This is a genomic window from Tenggerimyces flavus (genome assembly GCF_016907715.1).
GTDB classification, from domain to species: Bacteria; Actinomycetota; Actinomycetes; order Propionibacteriales; family Actinopolymorphaceae; genus Tenggerimyces; species Tenggerimyces flavus.
Genome location: NZ_JAFBCM010000001.1, coordinates 7886248 through 7902672, shown reverse-complemented (window position 1 = coordinate 7902672; position 16425 = coordinate 7886248). Strand labels below are relative to the sequence as shown.

The 16425-nt window shown below is 71.1% G+C and carries 12 protein-coding genes; 8 read left to right on the top strand and 4 right to left on the bottom strand.

Annotated features, from left to right (window positions below; genetic code table 11):
* Positions 1 to 93: 93 nt before the first annotated feature.
* Complete coding sequence (locus tag JOD67_RS36725) at positions 94 to 3840, top strand: S8 family peptidase (RefSeq protein ID WP_205122263.1); 3747 nt, start codon at positions 94 to 96, stop codon at positions 3838 to 3840.
* 183 nt (positions 3841 to 4023) lie between these two features.
* Here the strand turns inward: JOD67_RS36725 and JOD67_RS36720 are convergent, their stop codons facing one another.
* Positions 4024 to 6558, bottom strand: a complete 2535-nt coding sequence (locus JOD67_RS36720; RefSeq protein WP_205122262.1) for a LuxR C-terminal-related transcriptional regulator — start codon at positions 6556 to 6558, stop codon at positions 4024 to 4026.
* Positions 6559 to 6652: 94 nt separating this feature from the next.
* Between JOD67_RS36720 and JOD67_RS36715 the strand changes: the two genes are divergently transcribed.
* The gene (locus JOD67_RS36715; RefSeq protein WP_205122261.1) at positions 6653 to 7804 is read left to right on the top strand and encodes an AfsR/SARP family transcriptional regulator; all 1152 of its coding nucleotides are present in this window, start codon (positions 6653 to 6655) and stop codon (positions 7802 to 7804) included.
* Here the strand turns inward: JOD67_RS36715 and JOD67_RS36710 are convergent.
* Complete coding sequence (locus JOD67_RS36710; protein WP_205122260.1) at positions 7791 to 8243, bottom strand: gamma-glutamylcyclotransferase family protein; 453 nt, start codon at positions 8241 to 8243, stop codon at positions 7791 to 7793. The genes JOD67_RS36715 and JOD67_RS36710 overlap by 14 nt on opposite strands.
* A gap of 200 nt (positions 8244 to 8443) precedes the next feature.
* On the opposite strand from JOD67_RS36710, the gene JOD67_RS36705 reads away from it, so the two are divergent.
* From JOD67_RS36705 to JOD67_RS36690, 4 genes are read left to right on the top strand one after another with little or no spacing between them, the layout of a single operon-like run.
* Positions 8444 to 9853 (top strand): NAD(P)H-quinone dehydrogenase, encoded by a 1410-nt coding sequence (locus tag JOD67_RS36705; protein WP_205122259.1) that lies wholly within the window; start codon positions 8444 to 8446, stop codon positions 9851 to 9853.
* 23 nt (positions 9854 to 9876) lie between these two features.
* Positions 9877 to 11106 carry a glycoside hydrolase family 15 protein gene (locus tag JOD67_RS36700; RefSeq protein WP_205122258.1) on the top strand — a complete coding sequence of 410 codons (1230 nt, stop codon included), beginning with the start codon at positions 9877 to 9879 and terminating at the stop codon, positions 11104 to 11106.
* 15 nt (positions 11107 to 11121) lie between these two features.
* The gene (locus tag JOD67_RS36695) at positions 11122 to 11859 is read left to right on the top strand and encodes an N-acetyltransferase (protein ID WP_307782683.1); all 738 of its coding nucleotides are present in this window, start codon (positions 11122 to 11124) and stop codon (positions 11857 to 11859) included.
* 11 nt (positions 11860 to 11870) lie between these two features.
* Entirely contained in the window at positions 11871 to 12605 is a 735-nt protein-coding gene (locus JOD67_RS36690) for an N-acetyltransferase (protein ID WP_307782682.1), read from the top strand.
* A 59-nt stretch (positions 12606 to 12664) separates the two neighbouring features.
* On the opposite strand, the gene JOD67_RS36685 is transcribed toward JOD67_RS36690, so the two are convergent.
* Positions 12665 to 13498, bottom strand: coding sequence for a hypothetical protein (locus JOD67_RS36685; protein ID WP_205122257.1), 834 nt, complete (start codon positions 13496 to 13498; stop codon positions 12665 to 12667).
* A gap of 50 nt (positions 13499 to 13548) precedes the next feature.
* Positions 13549 to 14460: a DMT family transporter gene (locus tag JOD67_RS36680; RefSeq protein ID WP_205122256.1), complete on the bottom strand. Its 912-nt coding sequence runs from the start codon at positions 14458 to 14460 to the stop codon at positions 13549 to 13551.
* A 72-nt stretch (positions 14461 to 14532) separates the two neighbouring features.
* Between JOD67_RS36680 and JOD67_RS36675 the strand changes: the two genes are divergently transcribed.
* The gene (locus tag JOD67_RS36675; protein WP_205122255.1) at positions 14533 to 15459 is read left to right on the top strand and encodes a LysR family transcriptional regulator; all 927 of its coding nucleotides are present in this window, start codon (positions 14533 to 14535) and stop codon (positions 15457 to 15459) included.
* 184 nt (positions 15460 to 15643) lie between these two features.
* Complete coding sequence (locus tag JOD67_RS36670) at positions 15644 to 16357, top strand: tyrosine-protein phosphatase (protein WP_205122254.1); 714 nt, start codon at positions 15644 to 15646, stop codon at positions 16355 to 16357.
* Positions 16358 to 16425 lie beyond the last annotated feature (68 nt).

Below are 16425 nucleotides of genomic sequence, written 5' to 3'. Positions count from 1 at the left end.
CAGCGAGCCCGACAACCTTTGCGAGGGACCGACCGGTTTGACCTGATGGATCTCGCATGAAGAAGCTTCGGACCTCGGTGGGGAGCAACGCCTGTGCCAACGCCTCGCTCGACGATCGCGCTCGCCGCGATCGTCGGAGTCATCACTGCCACGTTCGTCAGCGCGCCAGTCGCGCAAGGCGCGCCGCCAACGCCACAGCACGTACGGACGGCCGGCGCCAAGACCTACACGTTCAAGCTCGTCACCGGCGACGTAGCGCGACTCACGATCGAGAGCGACGGACGGCAGTCCGCGAGCCTCGTTCCCCAACCAGGGCGAACGAACGGCTACCAGCTCCGCCATGTCAAGGGCGACTTGCTCGTCGTCCCCGCCGCGGCCGCGCCCTACCTCGACAGCGGCCAGATCGACCCCGGACTGTTCAACCTCAGCGCGCTCGCCGAGCAGGGCTTCGGCGGCAAGGCGCTCCCGCTGCTGCTGACGCCGACCGAAAGCGGGGCCCGTACGAGGCGCGCCCCAGCTCTCCCGAAGGCGCTCGCGAAGCACCGCACGTTCCCCAAGCTCGCGACGGTCGCGGTCACCCCGAAGCACGACCAGATCCGGACGTTCTGGGAGTCGATCGACGACGACCGCCGGACGAGCAAGCCGCGCCTCGGCAGCGGCATCGGCAAGGTCTGGCTCGACGCCCGTGTGAAGGCGACGCTGGACAAGAGCACCAAGCAGATCGGCGCCGACAAGGCCTGGCAAGCCGGGCTTGACGGCAAGGGCGTCAAGGTCGCGGTGCTCGACACCGGGTACGACCAGGCCCACCCCGACCTGGCGAAGGTCAAGACCTCGAAGAGCTTCGTCCCCGAGGAGACCGTCCAGGACCGCAACGGCCACGGTACGCACGTCGCCTCGACCATCGCCGGCTCCGGCAAGGCGTCGACGGGCAACAAGGTCCGCAAGGGCGTCGCTCCCGGCACCGACCTGCTCGTCGGCAAGGTGCTGAGCGACGAGGGCTTCGGCTACGACTCGTGGATCATGGCCGGGATGGAGTGGGCCATCGCGAGCGGCGCGAAGGTCGTCAGCATGAGCCTCGGCGGTCCCGTACCGTCCGACGGCTCCGACCCGCTCAGCCAGGCCATCGACACGTTGTCCGCGAGCTCCGGCACGTTGTTCGTGGTCGCCGCCGGCAACGCCGGTCCGGATGGGCAGACGGTCACGTTCCCCGGCGCCTCCAAGTCCGCGCTCACCGTCGGAGCCGTCGACAAGAAGGGCGCGCTGGCCAACTTCTCCAGCCGCGGCCTCCGCCTCGGCGACGGCATGGTCAAACCCGAGGTGACCGCGCCCGGCGTCGACATCGTCGCCGCCCGGGCCGCCGGAACGAACCTCGGCGGGGACGTCAGCCAGTGGTACACGACCCTGTCCGGTACGTCGATGGCCACGCCGCACGTCGCCGGCGCAGCCGCGATCCTCGCGCAGAAGCACCCGACCTGGACCGGCCAGCAGCTGAAGAGCGCGCTGATCTCGAGCGCGCGCCCCTCGTCCAACGTAGGCATTCCCCAACAGGGCTTGGGACTCATCAACATCCCCACCGGACTCAAGGGCAACGTCGTGACCGACACGCCCTCGGTGGCGGTCGGCCGAATCACCTGGACGGGCAGCGCGCGTCCACTCGTCAAGCGGGCCTTGCAGTACCGCAACACCGGCAACCGCACGGTCACGGTCAACCTCGCCGCCGACGTGTCGAACGTCGCGCAGGGCAACCACCCCGACGCGCGTCTGTCGTTCTCCCCGCGCCGCTTGACGATCGCGCCAGGCAAGACCGCGACGAGCACCGTCACACTCGACGTCGACAAGACGAAGCACGGCACGTACGCGGGCTCCATCGTCGCGCGCACCAGCGCCGGCACATCGGTCCGCACGGCCTACAGCGCGATCGTCGACGGCCAGCTCCGCGACCTCACCGTCACCGCGACGGACAGGGACGGCAAGCCGGCCAACGCGTCCGCCACGAACGTGCAGCTGGTCAGCTACGACACGAACGAAATGACGATCCACAACTTCGAGAACGGCAAGGTCGTCATCCGCGTACCGGACGGCAAGTACTCGCTCAGCGCGTTCGTCAACACCGAGGACGAGGAGCACGCGGCGAAGTCGATCGCGCTGTTCAGCAAGCCCGAGCTCGACGTGCGCTCGTCGATGAAGCTGCACTTCGATGCCCGCAAGACCGAACGGATCGCGATCTCGACGCCGAAACAGGCCGACCCGCGGTCGTACATCATCGCGTGGCATCGCACGATCGGCAGCAACTCGACGCTGTTCGGCTGGAACATGCCCGGTGAGATCACCAAGGAGGTCTACGTCCAGCGCTTCGATCGGCCGAGGTCAGGCAAGTACGAGGTCACCCACCGGTGGGACCTCAAGCAGCCGGTCCTCACGGTCGACGTGCTCGGCGCGGGCGGCTTCCGGGTGCCCTCGCCGAACGGCGAGTGGGGCACGAGCTTCGTCGGCGACCAGACGCTGCGCCTCGTCGACGCCGGAACGGGCACGCCCACCGAACTGACGGAGGCCAAGGCGAAGGGCGCTGTCGCGCTCGTCAAGTGGCGTTCGTACGACGACACCGTGAGCCAGATCGCGGACGCGGCGAAGGCCGGTGTCAAGGTGATGTTGCTCTACCGCGACCAGCCAGGGTTCTGGAGCGACGGCCAGTGGGAACCGCCGCTGCCGTACTACACGCTGCAGCAGCCCGAGGGCCGCAAGCTGCGCGACGCGCTGGCCAAGGGAGAACGGCAGGTGCGGCTGGTCGGCGTCCCGGACAGCACGTACCGCTACGACCTGATGTTCGTCGAGCGCGAGGTCGACGGTCCCCTCCGGTACGACACACGCAAGCTGCCGATGGCGACCATGGTCACCGACTTCCACAAGCACGACCCGGGCCGCGTCTTCGGGCAGTCTGATCAGCGCACCACGTACGTGCCCGGCATCGACGCGGGCTACCAGCTGGCGCGCACTGTCAAGGCTCCGTTGCGGCAGACGGACTACGTCACCGCGGGTGTCTGGTCGAGCAGCGGGACCGCCGACCTGTGGAACTGGGTGGGTGAGGAGTACGGCCTCAACATCCAACTCCGCAAGGGCGAACAGTTCAAGCAGTCCTGGTGGCCGGCGATCACCCGGCCTGCCATGCCGGACGTGACGGGCGGCGAGTCGGTCGGACTGCCGGTCTCGCGCTACGAGGACGCGATCCGGGTGACCATCCCGCAGTTCGTGTCGGGCAACAACCTGATCTACGGCTGGGGCGACACCGGAGGGTTCCCGGGGTCGGAGCTGCAGGATCGCACCACGATGACGTTGCGCAAGAACGGCCAGCTGGTGAAGACGTTCAACGGGCCGACCGGCCAGTTCCCGGTGCCGGCGGCGCGGGCTCGGTACGACCTCGAGCTCGCCGTCGACCGGAACTCCGAGTCGTGGGCGACGACCTCGTCGTCGACGCGGAGCGTGTGGAGCTTCACGTCCTCGCACGTACGCAAGCGGGAGGTCCTGCCGTTGCTGCAGCTCGGGTACGACCTCCAGACCGATCTGAACAACGCCATCCCGCGGGCCGGTGGCAAGCTGCTCACGATCCGGCCGGGCTACCAGCCGGGCGTACGCGGACCGAGCGGGACCACCCTGCGGGTCGAGGTGTCGTACGACGGCGAGACCTTCAAGCGGGCTGCGACCTCCGGCCCGAGGTCAGCTGTCAAGGTGACCTTGCCGAAGGCGCCGGCCGGAGCGAAGGCCGGCACGCTGCGCGTCACGGCGACCGACCGCGACGGCAACAAGCTGGTGCAGACGATCGTCCACGCCTGGCACGTCCGCTGAGCAATGGAATGAAGGGCACCTTCATTCGAACCTCCTCGAGCGAGGGGACCCTCCGCCCTTCGCGAAAGTGTGGGGTTCTGGTCGCGACACGCTGGCGTGTCGCGACCAGAACCCCACAGTTTGATGGGACATGGTGGATGGGCCGGGCTATGGAATGAAGGTGCCCTTCATTCAAACGTCGGTCTAGCAGGCGGAGAGGGAGTCGGCGAGCTCGTGCCGGCTGGTGACGCCGAGCTTGGAGTACGTCCGCTGCAGGTGGCTCTCGACCGTTCGCACGGACAGTGTCAGCCGCCCGGCGATCGCGCTGCTCGTGAGCCCACGGGCAGCCAGGCCGGCGATCTCCCGCTCGCGGGCGGTCAGCACGGCGCCGGGGCCGGCGAGGTCGAGCGCCGGCGTACGGACCCGCTGGCACCGCGACACCAGCGCGCGGGACCGGCCGGCCAGGCTCTGCGCGGTGCGGGACTGGGCGCCGCGCCGATACGTCGCCGCGGCGGCGGCCGAAGCCTCGGCAGCGAACAGCGTCGCGCCCAGAGCCTCGAACCGGTCCGCCGCCGCGACCAGCACGCCGGCGTCGCCGCCCGCGACGCCCTCGGCGTGCAGGGCCCGCGCCCACAACAGGTCGCCGTCCACCACCTCGGCCAGCGTCGCCAGGGCAGGTGCGGCGAGGGCGGCGTCGCCCAGCCGTACGCAGTCGTGCCAGAGCACCGCCGCCACCGCACGCGCAGAACCCTCAGCCAGCGATCGCAGCCGCCGAACGGCCTCCGCCAGCTGCCCCTCCGCGGCGAGCACCCATGCCCGGGCACGCTCGAGGTCGACGGTGCTGGCCGGTCCGGCGAGCTCGAGCACCGCGGAAGCCCGCCGGACGTCGCCGACCGAGGCCGACGTGATCGCGAGGTTCGCTAGGCACCACCGCGCCGGTTCCTGCTCGCCGAGATCGGAGAACACCGCCGCGGCCTCGGTCCACAGGTGCGCGGCGTCGACGAGTGCGCCGGCCTGCACGGCGACCAGCGCGCGGCCGGCGGCGCACCACGCCTGACCGACCCGGCAGCGTGCGGCGACGGCCTCGTCGTACGCGACCTCCACCACCGACCGCGCCTCCAGCGACCCGCCCTGCACGAGGGCGGCGGCCCGCAGCGCCACCAGGAACCCGGGCTCGGGCAGCCCGATCGGGTCGGCCAGCGTCCGCCGTACGGTCGACGCCCGCTCCGCCATCGAGGCGGCCGACTCGAACCGGCCCAGCAGCCGCCACGCCAGGCTCACCGCGGTCGCGGCCCGTACGAACACGCGCCCGTCCGGCGACTCCAGCAGCGGCGAGGTCAGCCGCAGCGCCTCCTCCGGCAACTCCCGCAAGGCCCGCTCGGCCCGGAGCTCGTCCCGCCACGGCCCCGGTGCGACGCTCGCCTCCGCCGCGGCCAGCGACGGGCACGGGTCGGCCAGCTGGGCGGCGAGGACCGCCGACCGCTCCAGTGCGGCCGCCGCGCGCTGGTCGTCCGGCAGGTCGAGGCCGTCGAGCGCGTCGAGCCGCTCGGCCCGTTCGCGCTGCCGCCCCCACCGCCCGTAGACGCGGGCCAGGAGCAGGTCCGCCTCGGGCGCCGTCGTCGCCGACGCCAGCCGCTCGGCCAGCGCGAGGTCGCCGGCGTCGTACGCCCGCCTCGCCGCCGCGAGCATGAGCCCCGCCGGGGCCGCGCCGCCGCCGTCGAGTCGCCAGACCGCGACCTGGACGAGGTCGCCGTCGTCCGTCGAGGCGTCGGCGAGCCGCCGGCACAACACCAGCTGGGTCAGCTTGCTCATCCGTTGCCGCAGCACCTCGCCGTGCAACGGATGCGCGAGCCGTACGTGCAGGCGGTCGCCGATGACGACGGTCGCGACCAGCCCCTGCCGCTCCAGCGCCGGCAGCAGCGCGGTATCGGCGACGGAGGTCAGCAGCGAGAACGCGATCGGCTCGCCCAACGCGAGGAGTTCGAGCAGCTCGCGTTCGGCTGGACCGGTGTCGACGAGGCGGCTCTCGACGAGCTCGACCAGCCGCGGCGTGCTGGCCAGCGTCCGGGTCAGCCGGAACAGGCCGCGCTCGCGGCGCAGGATGCCGTGGTCGACGGCGCCGAGCAGCAGCTCGCGCAGGAACAGCACGTTCCCCTGGCTCGCCTCCCACAGGTCGCGCCGGCATGCGCCGTCGATCGGCCCGCAGAGCAGTTCGTCGAGCAGCCGGTCGTGGTCGGGTCGGGGCAGCGGGCCGAGGTCGAGACGGTCGACCGTTCCGTCTTTCCACAACGCCTGCAGGGGATCCGGGCTCGCCTCGCCCGTCCGTACCGTCACGACGACGAACGCCCGGCGCGACGCCGCGAGCTGATGAACGACCGCGGCCGAGGCCTCGTCGAGCAGGTGTGCGTCGTCGACCACGAGCAGCAGCGTTCGCTCGTCGCTGGTAGCGACGACCTCGGCGACCGCGCTGAGCGTGTCGCTGCCGTGGTCGCGGAGCAGCGGGGCCAACGCGCCGTACGGGATCCCCTTGGCCGCGCGCGTCCCGAGCACGCGCCGGCAGTCGAATCCGGCCCGCGCCGCGATCGCGGCGGCCTCCGCGGCGAGCCGGCTCTTGCCCACCCCGGGCGGGCCGGCGATCATCAGCCCGGCGCCGGCGGGCTGTGCCAGCGCTGCGACGATCCGCCGCAGCTCCCGTTCTCTTCCCACGAACGGCCAGCTGGTGATGTTCTCGAACGCCATTCCCGACCCCCACCTCGATCGATGCCCTGGTCAGAGCGTGATCTCGGCCGGTTGCGTCCTGGTTGCGTCGGCGCGCAAGCGGGATAGTGGGCGCATGGAGCTGGCGCTGCTGGGACCGGTCCAGGCGACCTCGGCCGGGCGCCAGCTCTCGCTCGGCCCGCGCAAGCGGCGGTTGCTGCTCGCGCTGCTCGGGCTGGAGGTGGGCCGGGTCGTTCCCTGGGACCGGCTCGTCGCGCTGATGTGGGAGACGGCTCCGCCGGGTGCGCTCGGGGTCGTGCGGGCGCACGTGTCCCGGCTCCGGGCCGCCGGCGTGCCGCTGGAGACCGTCGGCACGGGATATCGGCTGGCGCTCGAGCCGGATCTCGTCGATGCGTGCCGGTTCGAGCGGCTGGTCCAGGAGGGTGCGCTGCGTCCGGCGCTCGCACTGTGGCGCGGGCCCGCGCTCGTGGACGTCGCCGATCCGCCGCTGCGGGCGCGGCTCTGTCGCACGCTCGAGGATCAGCGGCTCGCGGCGCTCGCCGCGGTGGTGGACGCGGACCTCGCGCGGGGACGGCATCGCGAGCTGGTGGGGGAGCTGGCCGAGTTGGTTTCGGAGGATCCGCGGTTCGCTCGGCCGTTGATGCTCGCTTTGTACAGGTCCGGGCGGCAGGCCGACGCGCTCGCGGCGTTCCAACGGGTCCGCGCGCGGCTCGCGTCGGAGTACGGGTCCAAGCCGTCGCCGGAGGTGGAGGAATTGCACTCGGCGATCCTGCGCGGCGATCCCTCGCTCGAACTGTCGGCGTTCCCCGCCTCTCCCGCACTGGTGGGTCGAACGGCGGAGCTGAATGCGCTCGACGAGCTGGTGCCGGAGTCGTCCCTCGCGCTGGTCGTCGGTCCCGCTGGGGTGGGGAAGACCGCGCTCGCCGTGCTCTGGGCGCATCGGGTGCGGTCGCGGTTCCCCGACGGGTTGCTGTATGTGTCGCTAGGGCAGTCGGATCCGCTGGACGCGCTCTTCGAGCTGCTCGCCCTGCTGGGCGTCTCGTCGCCGCCGGCCGAGCTGGACCGGGCCGCGAGCCTCTACCGTTCGCTGCTCGCCGACCGGCGCGTCCTGGTGCTGCTCGACGACGCGACGAACGTGGCTCAGGTCCGTCCGCTGCTGCCGGGATCGGCGGGCTGCGTCGTGCTCGTGACGAGCCGCGCGGCCTTGGGCGGGTTGGTCGCGCGTGAGGGCGCGTTCCGGCTCGTTCTGGAGGCTAGTCGCCGATAGACCGGCAGGGCCGGCCGCGCAGCTCGGCGGCGTAGTCGTCCGGCGCGCCGCCCGCCTCGGCCGCGTCGGCGAGGATGCCGAGCAGCCGGGCCGAGGGCAGGCCGCCCTCGAACGCGTCCAGCACGTACACCCAGGCCACAACGTCGCCATCCAGCGTGTGCGCGCGGATCCGGAGCTTGCGGTAGAGCCCGAGGTTGAGGCCCTCCCACTCGTCGAGAGCGTTCTCGTCGGCCTCGGAGACGTCGTACAGACCGACGAAGACCTGGGACTTCTCGTCCTCGACGACGGTCGGCAGCGCGCCGTCCCAGCCGTGGTCCTCGCCGCCGAACGTGAGCCGCCAACCCGGCAGCCACCCCGTTCCGCGCAGCGGCGAGTGCGGGCACCGGGCAGACATCTGCGCCGGGCTGAGATTCGAGCCGTATGCCGCGTACAGGGTCACGGGCTCTGAGCGTATCGGAGGAGTCCCGATGTAGCTGCATCATTGCCGCGCTGGCGCGCGGCGAGACCGGCGCTTTAACGCGGCGCCTGCCCGCGAGCCGCCGCCGAGCGACGCTGGTGGCGAGGTCAGGTGGGGGCTGGGGTCGCTCGTCGTCAGCTCGACGGTCAAGCACCGCGGCGCCGGTCTGGAACAATGGCGCCGTGACTCGTGTCGTGATCGTTGGCGGGGGACCTGGCGGGTACGAGGCCGCCCTCGTCGCCGCCCAGCTCGGTGCCGAAGTAACCCTCGTCGACCGCGACGGCCTCGGCGGCAGCGCGGTGCTGACCGACTGCGTGCCGAGCAAGACGCTCGTCGCCACCGCGGACGTCCTCACCGAGATCCGCGAGTCCGGCGAGCTCGGCGTGCGCATCGCCGGGGCCGAGCCGGAGAGCGGCGCGGTCCACGTCGATCTCGAGAGCGTCAACACTCGCGTGAAGGCGCTCGTCAAGGCGCAGTCCGCCGACATCGCGGCGGCGCAGGAACGCGAGGGCGTACGCATCGTCCGCGGCACCGGTCGCCTCGATGGCCCCGACCGTGTCGTCGCCGAGCTCACCGACGGCGGCATCGAGGAGCTCACGGCCGACGTCATTCTCATCTCGACCGGCGCTCACCCGCGGGTGCTGCCCGACGCGGTCCCGGACGGCGAGCGGATCCTCACCTGGGAGCAGGTGTACGAGCTCGATGAGCTGCCGCAACGCCTGATCGTAGTCGGGTCCGGCGTGACCGGCGCGGAGTTCGCCGGCGCGTACAACGGGCTCGGCTGCGACGTCGTGCTCGTCTCCAGCCGCGACCGGGTGCTGCCGAGCGAGGACGCCGATGCGGCGACCGTGCTCGAGGACGTGTTCACCCGCCGCGGCATGACGGTGCTGTCGCGATCGCGGGCGCAGAGCGTCGTACGCCAGGGCGACGGCGTGCTCGTGACGCTGACCGACGGCCGTACGGTCGAGGGCTCGCATTGCCTGCTCGCGGTCGGCTCGATCCCGAACACCGCGGACATCGGCCTGGAGAAGGCGGGCGTCGGCCTGGACAAGGGCGGCTTCGTCGAGGTCGACCGGGTCTCCCGTACGGCGGCGCGTGGGGTGTACGCGGCCGGCGACTGCACCGGTGTGCTGATGCTCGCGTCCGTCGCGGCGATGCAGGGGCGGATCGCGATGTGGCACGCGCTCGGCGACGCCGTTCAACCGCTCGACCTCAGCGAGGTCAGCGCGACCGTGTTCACCTCGCCGGAGATCGCGACGATCGGCTGGTCGCAGGTCGACATCGACAGTGGCAAGGTCGACGCGGTCGCTGTCAATCTGCCGTTGACGGGGAACGCGCGCGCCAAGATGCAGGACTTCAAGGACGGTTTCGTCAAGCTGTTCTGCCGTCCTGGTACGGGCATCGTGGTCGGCGGCGTGATCGTCGCGCCGCGGGCGAGTGAGCTGATTCACCCACTGTCGTTGGCGATCTCGGCGAATCTCACGGTCGACCAGGTGGCGCACGCGTTCACCGTGTACCCGTCGCTGAGCGGCTCGATCGCCGAGGCGGCGCGCCGGTTGCACCGACGTGAGCAGGTGCCACGGGAGCGCTGAACGCGCTACGGGGGGCGCGTTGGGTGGTGTTGCTGCTGGTGCTGGCGTTCGTCGTCGGACCGGCGCACCGGGTCGCACCCCGGTTGTTCATGCAGGGCATCGTGCTCGGTGCCGACGGCGTCGTGCGGCCGATCACGTTGGACACGCGGGCGTACTCGTACGAGATGGACTCGGACTCCCTCGGTGGGTTGGTCGTCGATCCTCGCTACACAGACATGGCGGCGCGTGCGGTCTCGGACCTTCGGCTGCTGGGGATGGCGGGTGAGCCGGGCGCGCAGGTCGCCGCGTGGGATCCGGCGTGGCGGTACGTGTGGCCGCGGGACTCCGCGTTCGTCGTGGCAGCTCTGTGCGCCGGGCACGAGCACCGGCGCGCCGAGGTGATCCTGCGGTACCTGCTTGCGATGCATCCCGCGGATGGTCGTTGGCAGGCGCGGTATCTGCCGGACGGGTCGGGGTTGCCGCCGGACTCGCGGGGTGTGCAGCTGGACGGGTCGGGGTGGGTGCCGTGGGCCGTTTGGTACTGGTGGCAGACGAACACCTCGGGCGACGAGGGCGTGCGGCGGACCGTCTCCGAGTTGTGGCCGATGGTTGCCGCGTCGGCCGATGCGGCGGTGCGGTCCTTGGGTCCGTCGGGGTTGCCGTCGGTGTCGCCGGACTACTGGGAACTGCGCGAGACCCAGGTGACGTTGGGGACGGCGGCGCCGTTGCTGTTGGGGCTGCGGTCGGCGGCCTCGCTGGCGATGGGGACGGGGCGGTCGGTGGAGTCGGCTCGCTGGGATGCCGCGGCCGATCGGCTGGCTGCCGCGATCGAGACGACGTTCGGGCCGCACGGGTATCCGCGGCGGGTTCCGTCGGGTGGGATGGACGCCGCGGTGGCGTTTCTTGCTCCACCGTTCGCACCTGCTCGTGCTCCGGTGGACGCTGCTGTGCATCGGGCTGTGCGGCAGTTGCGGCTGCCGAACGGCGGGCTGAAGCCGGGGGAGCGGTGGCGGCGGGACGGGATCGCCTGGACGCCGGAGACCGCGTTGTTCGCGTTGGTGCTGGCGTCGTCGGGGGACCGCGCGGGGGCAGAGGAGCTGTTGGACTGGCTCGACCGGCACCGTACGGCGACCGGGTCGTTGCCCGAGCAGGTGTCGCCGGAAGGGCGGCCGATCATGGTGGCGCCGTTGGGCTGGACGTCCTCGCTGGTGTTGCTGACGCTTTCGGCGTTGAACTACGGGGTCGCTGCCGGGCCGACGGACATTCCCTACTGAGGCAGACTCTCGTTTGTGATTACGTTGACGACCGTTGCCGAGCGGCCGGAGTACGCGGACCGGTTGTACGAGTTCGAGGACACCTGGCCGACGTTCATGGCCAAGGACCTGTTGGCGAACGCGTTGTTCTGGCAGGTGGCGCACGCGTTCCCGGCGTACTGCGTGGTGGCGTTGGACCCGTCCGGCGCGGTGGTGGGGCGCGGGCGTTCGGCGCCGTTCGGCTTGGCCGAGCGCGGTGGTGAGCTGCCCGACGGTGGCTGGGACGCGGTGCTGCTGCGGGCCTTCTACGACCAGGCGCAGAAGAACGTCGCGGACGCGGTGAGCGCGCTGGAGGTGGCGATCAGCCCTGCGTATCTGGGTCAGGGCTTGTCGGGGCGGATCTTGTCGGCGATGCGTGAGGCTGCTGCTGGGCAGGGGCATCGGGAGTTGTTCGCGCCGGTGCGGCCGACGGCGAAGCATGAGCAGCCGTCGTTGTCGATGGCGGAGTACGTGCAGCTGGTGCGGCCGGACGGGTTGCCGGTCGATCCGTGGCTGCGGGTGCACGCTCGGGCCGGTGCGTCGATCGTGAAGGTGGCGCCGCGTTCGATGACGATCTCGGGCTCGCTGGCGGAGTGGCGGGAGTGGACCGGTCTGCCGTTCGACACCGACGGCCCCGTGACCGTGCCGCAGGCCCTGATCCCGGTGCACTGCGACACGACCCACGACTACGCGGTCTATGTGGAGCCGAACGTCTGGATGCGGCACCCGCTCTGAGGAGGTCGGTCGTGATCACGGTGAGCACGGTGGCCGAGCGGCCGGAGTACGCGGGCCGGCTGGGCGAGGTCGAACGGACCATGCCGGCGTACCTGAGCCAGGGCATGCTCGGGGGCGCGTTGTACGGACGGATCGTGCGCACGTTCCCCGAGTACTGCGTCGTCGCCACCGACCCCGCCGGCCAGGTGGTTGGCCGCGGCCGTTCGGTGCCCTTCGCCCTAGCCGAGCGCGGCGGCGAGCTGCCCGACGGTGGCTGGGACGCGGTGCTGCTGTGGGCGTTCCAGGATCACGGCCAGCGGCCGGCGGAGGCGGTGAGCGCGATCGAGATCGCGGTCAGTCCTGCGCTGTCGGGTCAGGGCTTGTCGGGGCGGATCTTGTCGGCGATGCGTGAGGCTGCTGCTGGGCAGGGGCATCGGGAGTTGTTCGCGCCGGTGCGGCCGACGGCGAAGCATGAGCAGCCGTCGTTGTCGATGGCGGAGTACGTGCAGCTGGTGCGGCCGGACGGGTTGCCGGTCGATCCGTGGCTGCGGGTGCACGCTCGGGCCGGTGCGTCGATCGTGAAGGTGGCGCCGCGTTCGATGACGATCTCCGGCTCGCTCGCCGAGTGGCGGGACTGGACCGGTCTGCCATTCGACACTCCGGGCGACGTGATCGTGCCCCAGGGCCTCGTCCCCGTGCACTGTGACCCGCGGCACGACTACGCCGTCTATGTGGAGCCGAACGTCTGGATGCGGCACCCGCTCTAGACGAGTCATGGCCGTGCTTGGCGAACCAAGCACGGCCATGTCGCTCAAAGCTGGACGGGTCAGAAGCCGCCGAAGTCGCCGCCGCCGAAGTCGCCGCCGCCGAAGTCGCCGCCGCCCCAGTCGCCGCCGCCCATGTCGCCGCCGGCGTCACCACCGCCGCCGTCGCCACCGCCGCCGTCTCCGCCTTCACCGTCACCGTCGGCGTAGCCGCCGTCGCCCCAGCCGCCGCCCATCATGCCGCCCATCATCGAGCCGATGAGGATGGCCGGCAGCAGGCCGGAGGTCGCGAAGCCGGCGAAGTACCCCTGCGTGTACGGGGAGTACGCCTGGCCGCCCTGCCAGTACGGGACGCGTTCGCCGTCGTCGGTCATCACCTTGCGAATGTCCGGCTCGGCGCCGGCACGGACCCGCTCGGCATCCGCGGCACACACCGGCACGCGACGGTACTCCCCGCCCGCGGGCGCCCACTCGACGTCCTCGGTCGACGGCCCGTGCTGCGGGTTGAAGAAGCACGGCGGGCGCCGCTGCGGCAAGGGCTCACCCTTGATCCGAGCCCGGACGCACGCCACTGCGTACTTGCCGTCCTCGAGGATCGTGGTGATGTTCTTGATGTCGTCGGGACGCGCCGCGGTGTCGAGCTGCTTCTTGGCCGTGTCGTACTCGTCCAAGGCGCGCTCGTAGTCCTGGCGAGTCGAGTCGTCCAGGTCATGCCCGGCCACATCGACGTCCAGGCGCTGCAGCTCCTCGCCGAAGCGGGTCACGTCCTCCTCGGCGAACGCCTTGACCTTCGCCAAGTCCGAGGCCGCGATCTCTTTGCGGCGCTTGTTGCTGCGAATATTCGACACGACCGCGATCGCACCGATCACGACCAGCAGAATCAGTAGAAACTCCACGTCGGCCTCCCTCAGCCGTCTCCAGCCTATGGGACGGCTGACCTAGGCGCTCATGTTCCCCGCGCCGGAAGTTTTCGCACTGTGATCTCGGTCTCGACCACAGGCGGTAACGCACGTCGGCTTCGCGTGCAAAGCCATGATCCGACCAGGATAAGGCCCAGACCCGCGAATGTGCCCGGCCCGACCGGCTCGTGCAGCAGCAAAGCGCCGTACCCGACGGCGAACGTCGGCGCGAGGTACGACACCAGGCTCGCCCGAGCGGGGCCGGCCGTGGTGATCAGCTTGTTGAACAGGACCAGACCAGCGGCCGTGCCACCGACCGCCAGCACCGCGATCGCCGCGATGGCCTGCCAGCTCGGCATCCGGTCGGGCAGATCGAACGCCGTGAACGGGAGCAGCATGATCGAAGCCGCTGCCGTCGTACTCCCGGTGATCGTCACCGCGTCGATCCCGTCGAACCAGCGCGCGAGCAGCGCGGCGCCGACCGAGTACGACGCCGCCGCGACCACGACGAGCGCGGCGCCGAGCAGGTGCACGTCGGCGCCCGTACCGATCCCGCCCAGCAGGATCGCGACGCCGACGAGCCCGATCAGCGTCCCGCCCACTGCCCGTCCGGTCGGCCGCCCCTGCCGCAGCAGCGGACCGAGGACGACCAGCCACAGCGGAGCGAGCGCGACGAGCGTGCCGGCGAGGCCGGAGTCGATCGTCCGTTCGCCGGTGTTGATCAGCGTGAACGGCAGCGCGATCTCCGGGATCGCCACGAGGAAGACCAACGGCCAGCGCTTGGCCAGCACGGCGCGGCGGCGCCACCAGAACGGCAGCAGCACGAGCGCGGCGCCCGCCACCCGCCCGAACGTCAGCGCGAACGGCCCGACGCCGGTGAGCGCGATGCTGATGAACAGGTACGACGCTCCCCACAAGGCGGACAAACCGAGCAGCTGGGCCCACGAGCTTCTCGTCATGCGCCCCAGCCTCGTGTGGGCTCCGAGTGAAGAGCAACTACGACTTTGACACGATGTTTTAAGTTGTACTTCATGCTCGATCTGCACCGGTTGCGCGTGCTGCGCGAGGTCGCCCGTACCGGCAGTTTCTCGGCCGCCGCCCGCGAGCTGCGGATCACGCCGTCCGCGGTCTCCCAGCAGATCGGCGCGCTCGAACGTTCCCTCGGGCTGCCGGTCGTCCACCGGGGCCCGCGCGGCGTCTCGGTGACCGAGCCGGGGCGGATGCTGGCGGACGTGACCGCCGAGCTGGACGGCGACCTCGGGCAGGTGGAGCGGCACCTCGCCGCGTACGCCGACGGGCTGGTCGGGCGCCTCGCGATCGCCACGTTCCCGACGGCCGGGCTGGCGCTGCTGCCGCGGGCGCTGGTCGGGCTCACGGCGCGGACGGAGGTCGAGCTCGACGTCCGCGAGTCCGAGCCGCAGGACACCGTTCCGCTGCTCGCCGCCGGTGGCGCCGACCTCGGGATCGTCTACCACTTCTTCACGCCCGCGCCGCCGCGCGAGTGGGCCGCGGAGTACGAGTACACGCCGCTGCTCGGTGAGGAGATGTACGCCGCGCTGCCTGCGCGCCATCCACTGGCGGACCGCGCGGAGATCGAGCTGGCGGATCTCGCCGACGAGCGCTGGGTGCAGGGCGTCCGCGACTGCGGGCTGCAGACCGACCAGTACTGCCTGGCGGCGGGCTTCCCGCCCCGAACGGCGTGCCGGGCGAGCGACTACGGCTTCATGCAGACGCTCGTCGCGGGCGGCGTGGGAGTCGCGTTGGTGCCGGCGCTGGCGATGGCGCCGCAGATCGAGGGCCTCGCGTTCGTCCGCGTCCGCCCGTTCCCGCACCGCTACGTCGGCGTCCTCCGCCGCAAGGGCCGCTGGCACCCACCACTGGGCTCGGAGCTGGTCGACCGCCTCCGCGAGACCGCCGCCGACCTCGCCAAGCCCGGCATCACGCCGCTGGTCCGCTAAGGGTGTGGGAAGCGCCTGTTGATCAGCCGGAAACGACGAGTTCTTCCCATCCATTTTTCGCAGGTTTGGGCCGCGACTTCAAGACTTATGTTTCGGCGCCCAGTGGCGCAGACTCGGGTCCCGCAGAGCTGCTCTCAGCGAGCTCGGCTGATCGGTGGCCGAGAGGGAAGAGGTACTGGTACCTGTGACAGGACCAAGGCAACTGCAGTGGCCGAACTGTCTCAACGTCCGCGATCTGGGTGGCCTGCCCACGAGCAACGGTCGCCAGATCGCGGCGGGGGCGTTGATCCGTTCCGACAACCTCTCCCGGTTGACCGAGGCCGGCGTCGAGGCGGTCCGGCGGGCCTCCGTGAGCCGCATCGTCGACGTGCGAACGCCCCCGGAGTGCGAGGGTGATCCATCTCCGTTCGCCAACGGCCCGCTCTACCGCAACCAGCCGCTCTACCACGTCGACGATCCCTACGATCCAACCCAGACCATCGACCAGCAGTACATGGCGATGCTCGACCGCAACCCCGCCATGATCGCCGCGGCGGTCGGGGCGATCGCGGACGCGCCGTCGGGCGGAGTCGTCGTCCATTGCCATGCGGGGAAGGACCGATCCGGGAACGTGATCGCCCTGGCTTTGAGCCTCGCGGGAGTACCGGCCGATGCCGTCGTCGCCGACTACGCCGTCCTGGACGACCGCATGCGTGACCACTTCGCCGCACAGCTCGCGCTCGTCGACGACCCCACCGAACGTGACCAGCTGGCGGAGTCCTTCACGGCTCGACCGGCAACGATGTTCGCCCTACTCGAGCACCTCGAGGACAGGTATGGCGGCGCCGAGCCGTACCTCCGGCAGGGAGGCCTGGGCGACGACCAGGTCGACGCGCTACGGGCCCGACTCGTCAGCTAGCGACGGGCTCGCCCGGTCGGGCCGGAAATGGACACCGATTACCCTTTCTGCCCGCGGCAGGCGTCGTT

What these genes read in the sequence shown, in the direction of transcription:
- JOD67_RS36720 (WP_205122262.1), bottom strand. Translation starts at nt 6,558, where the DNA reads ATGGCGTTCGAGAACATCACCAGCTGGCCGTTCGTGGGAAGAGAACGG.
- JOD67_RS36715 (WP_205122261.1), top strand. Translation starts at nt 6,653, where the DNA reads ATGGAGCTGGCGCTGCTGGGACCGGTCCAGGCGACCTCGGCCGGGCGC.
- JOD67_RS36680 (WP_205122256.1), bottom strand. Translation starts at nt 14,460, where the DNA reads ATGACGAGAAGCTCGTGGGCCCAGCTGCTCGGTTTGTCCGCCTTGTGG.
- JOD67_RS36675 (WP_205122255.1), top strand. Translation starts at nt 14,533, where the DNA reads ATGCTCGATCTGCACCGGTTGCGCGTGCTGCGCGAGGTCGCCCGTACC.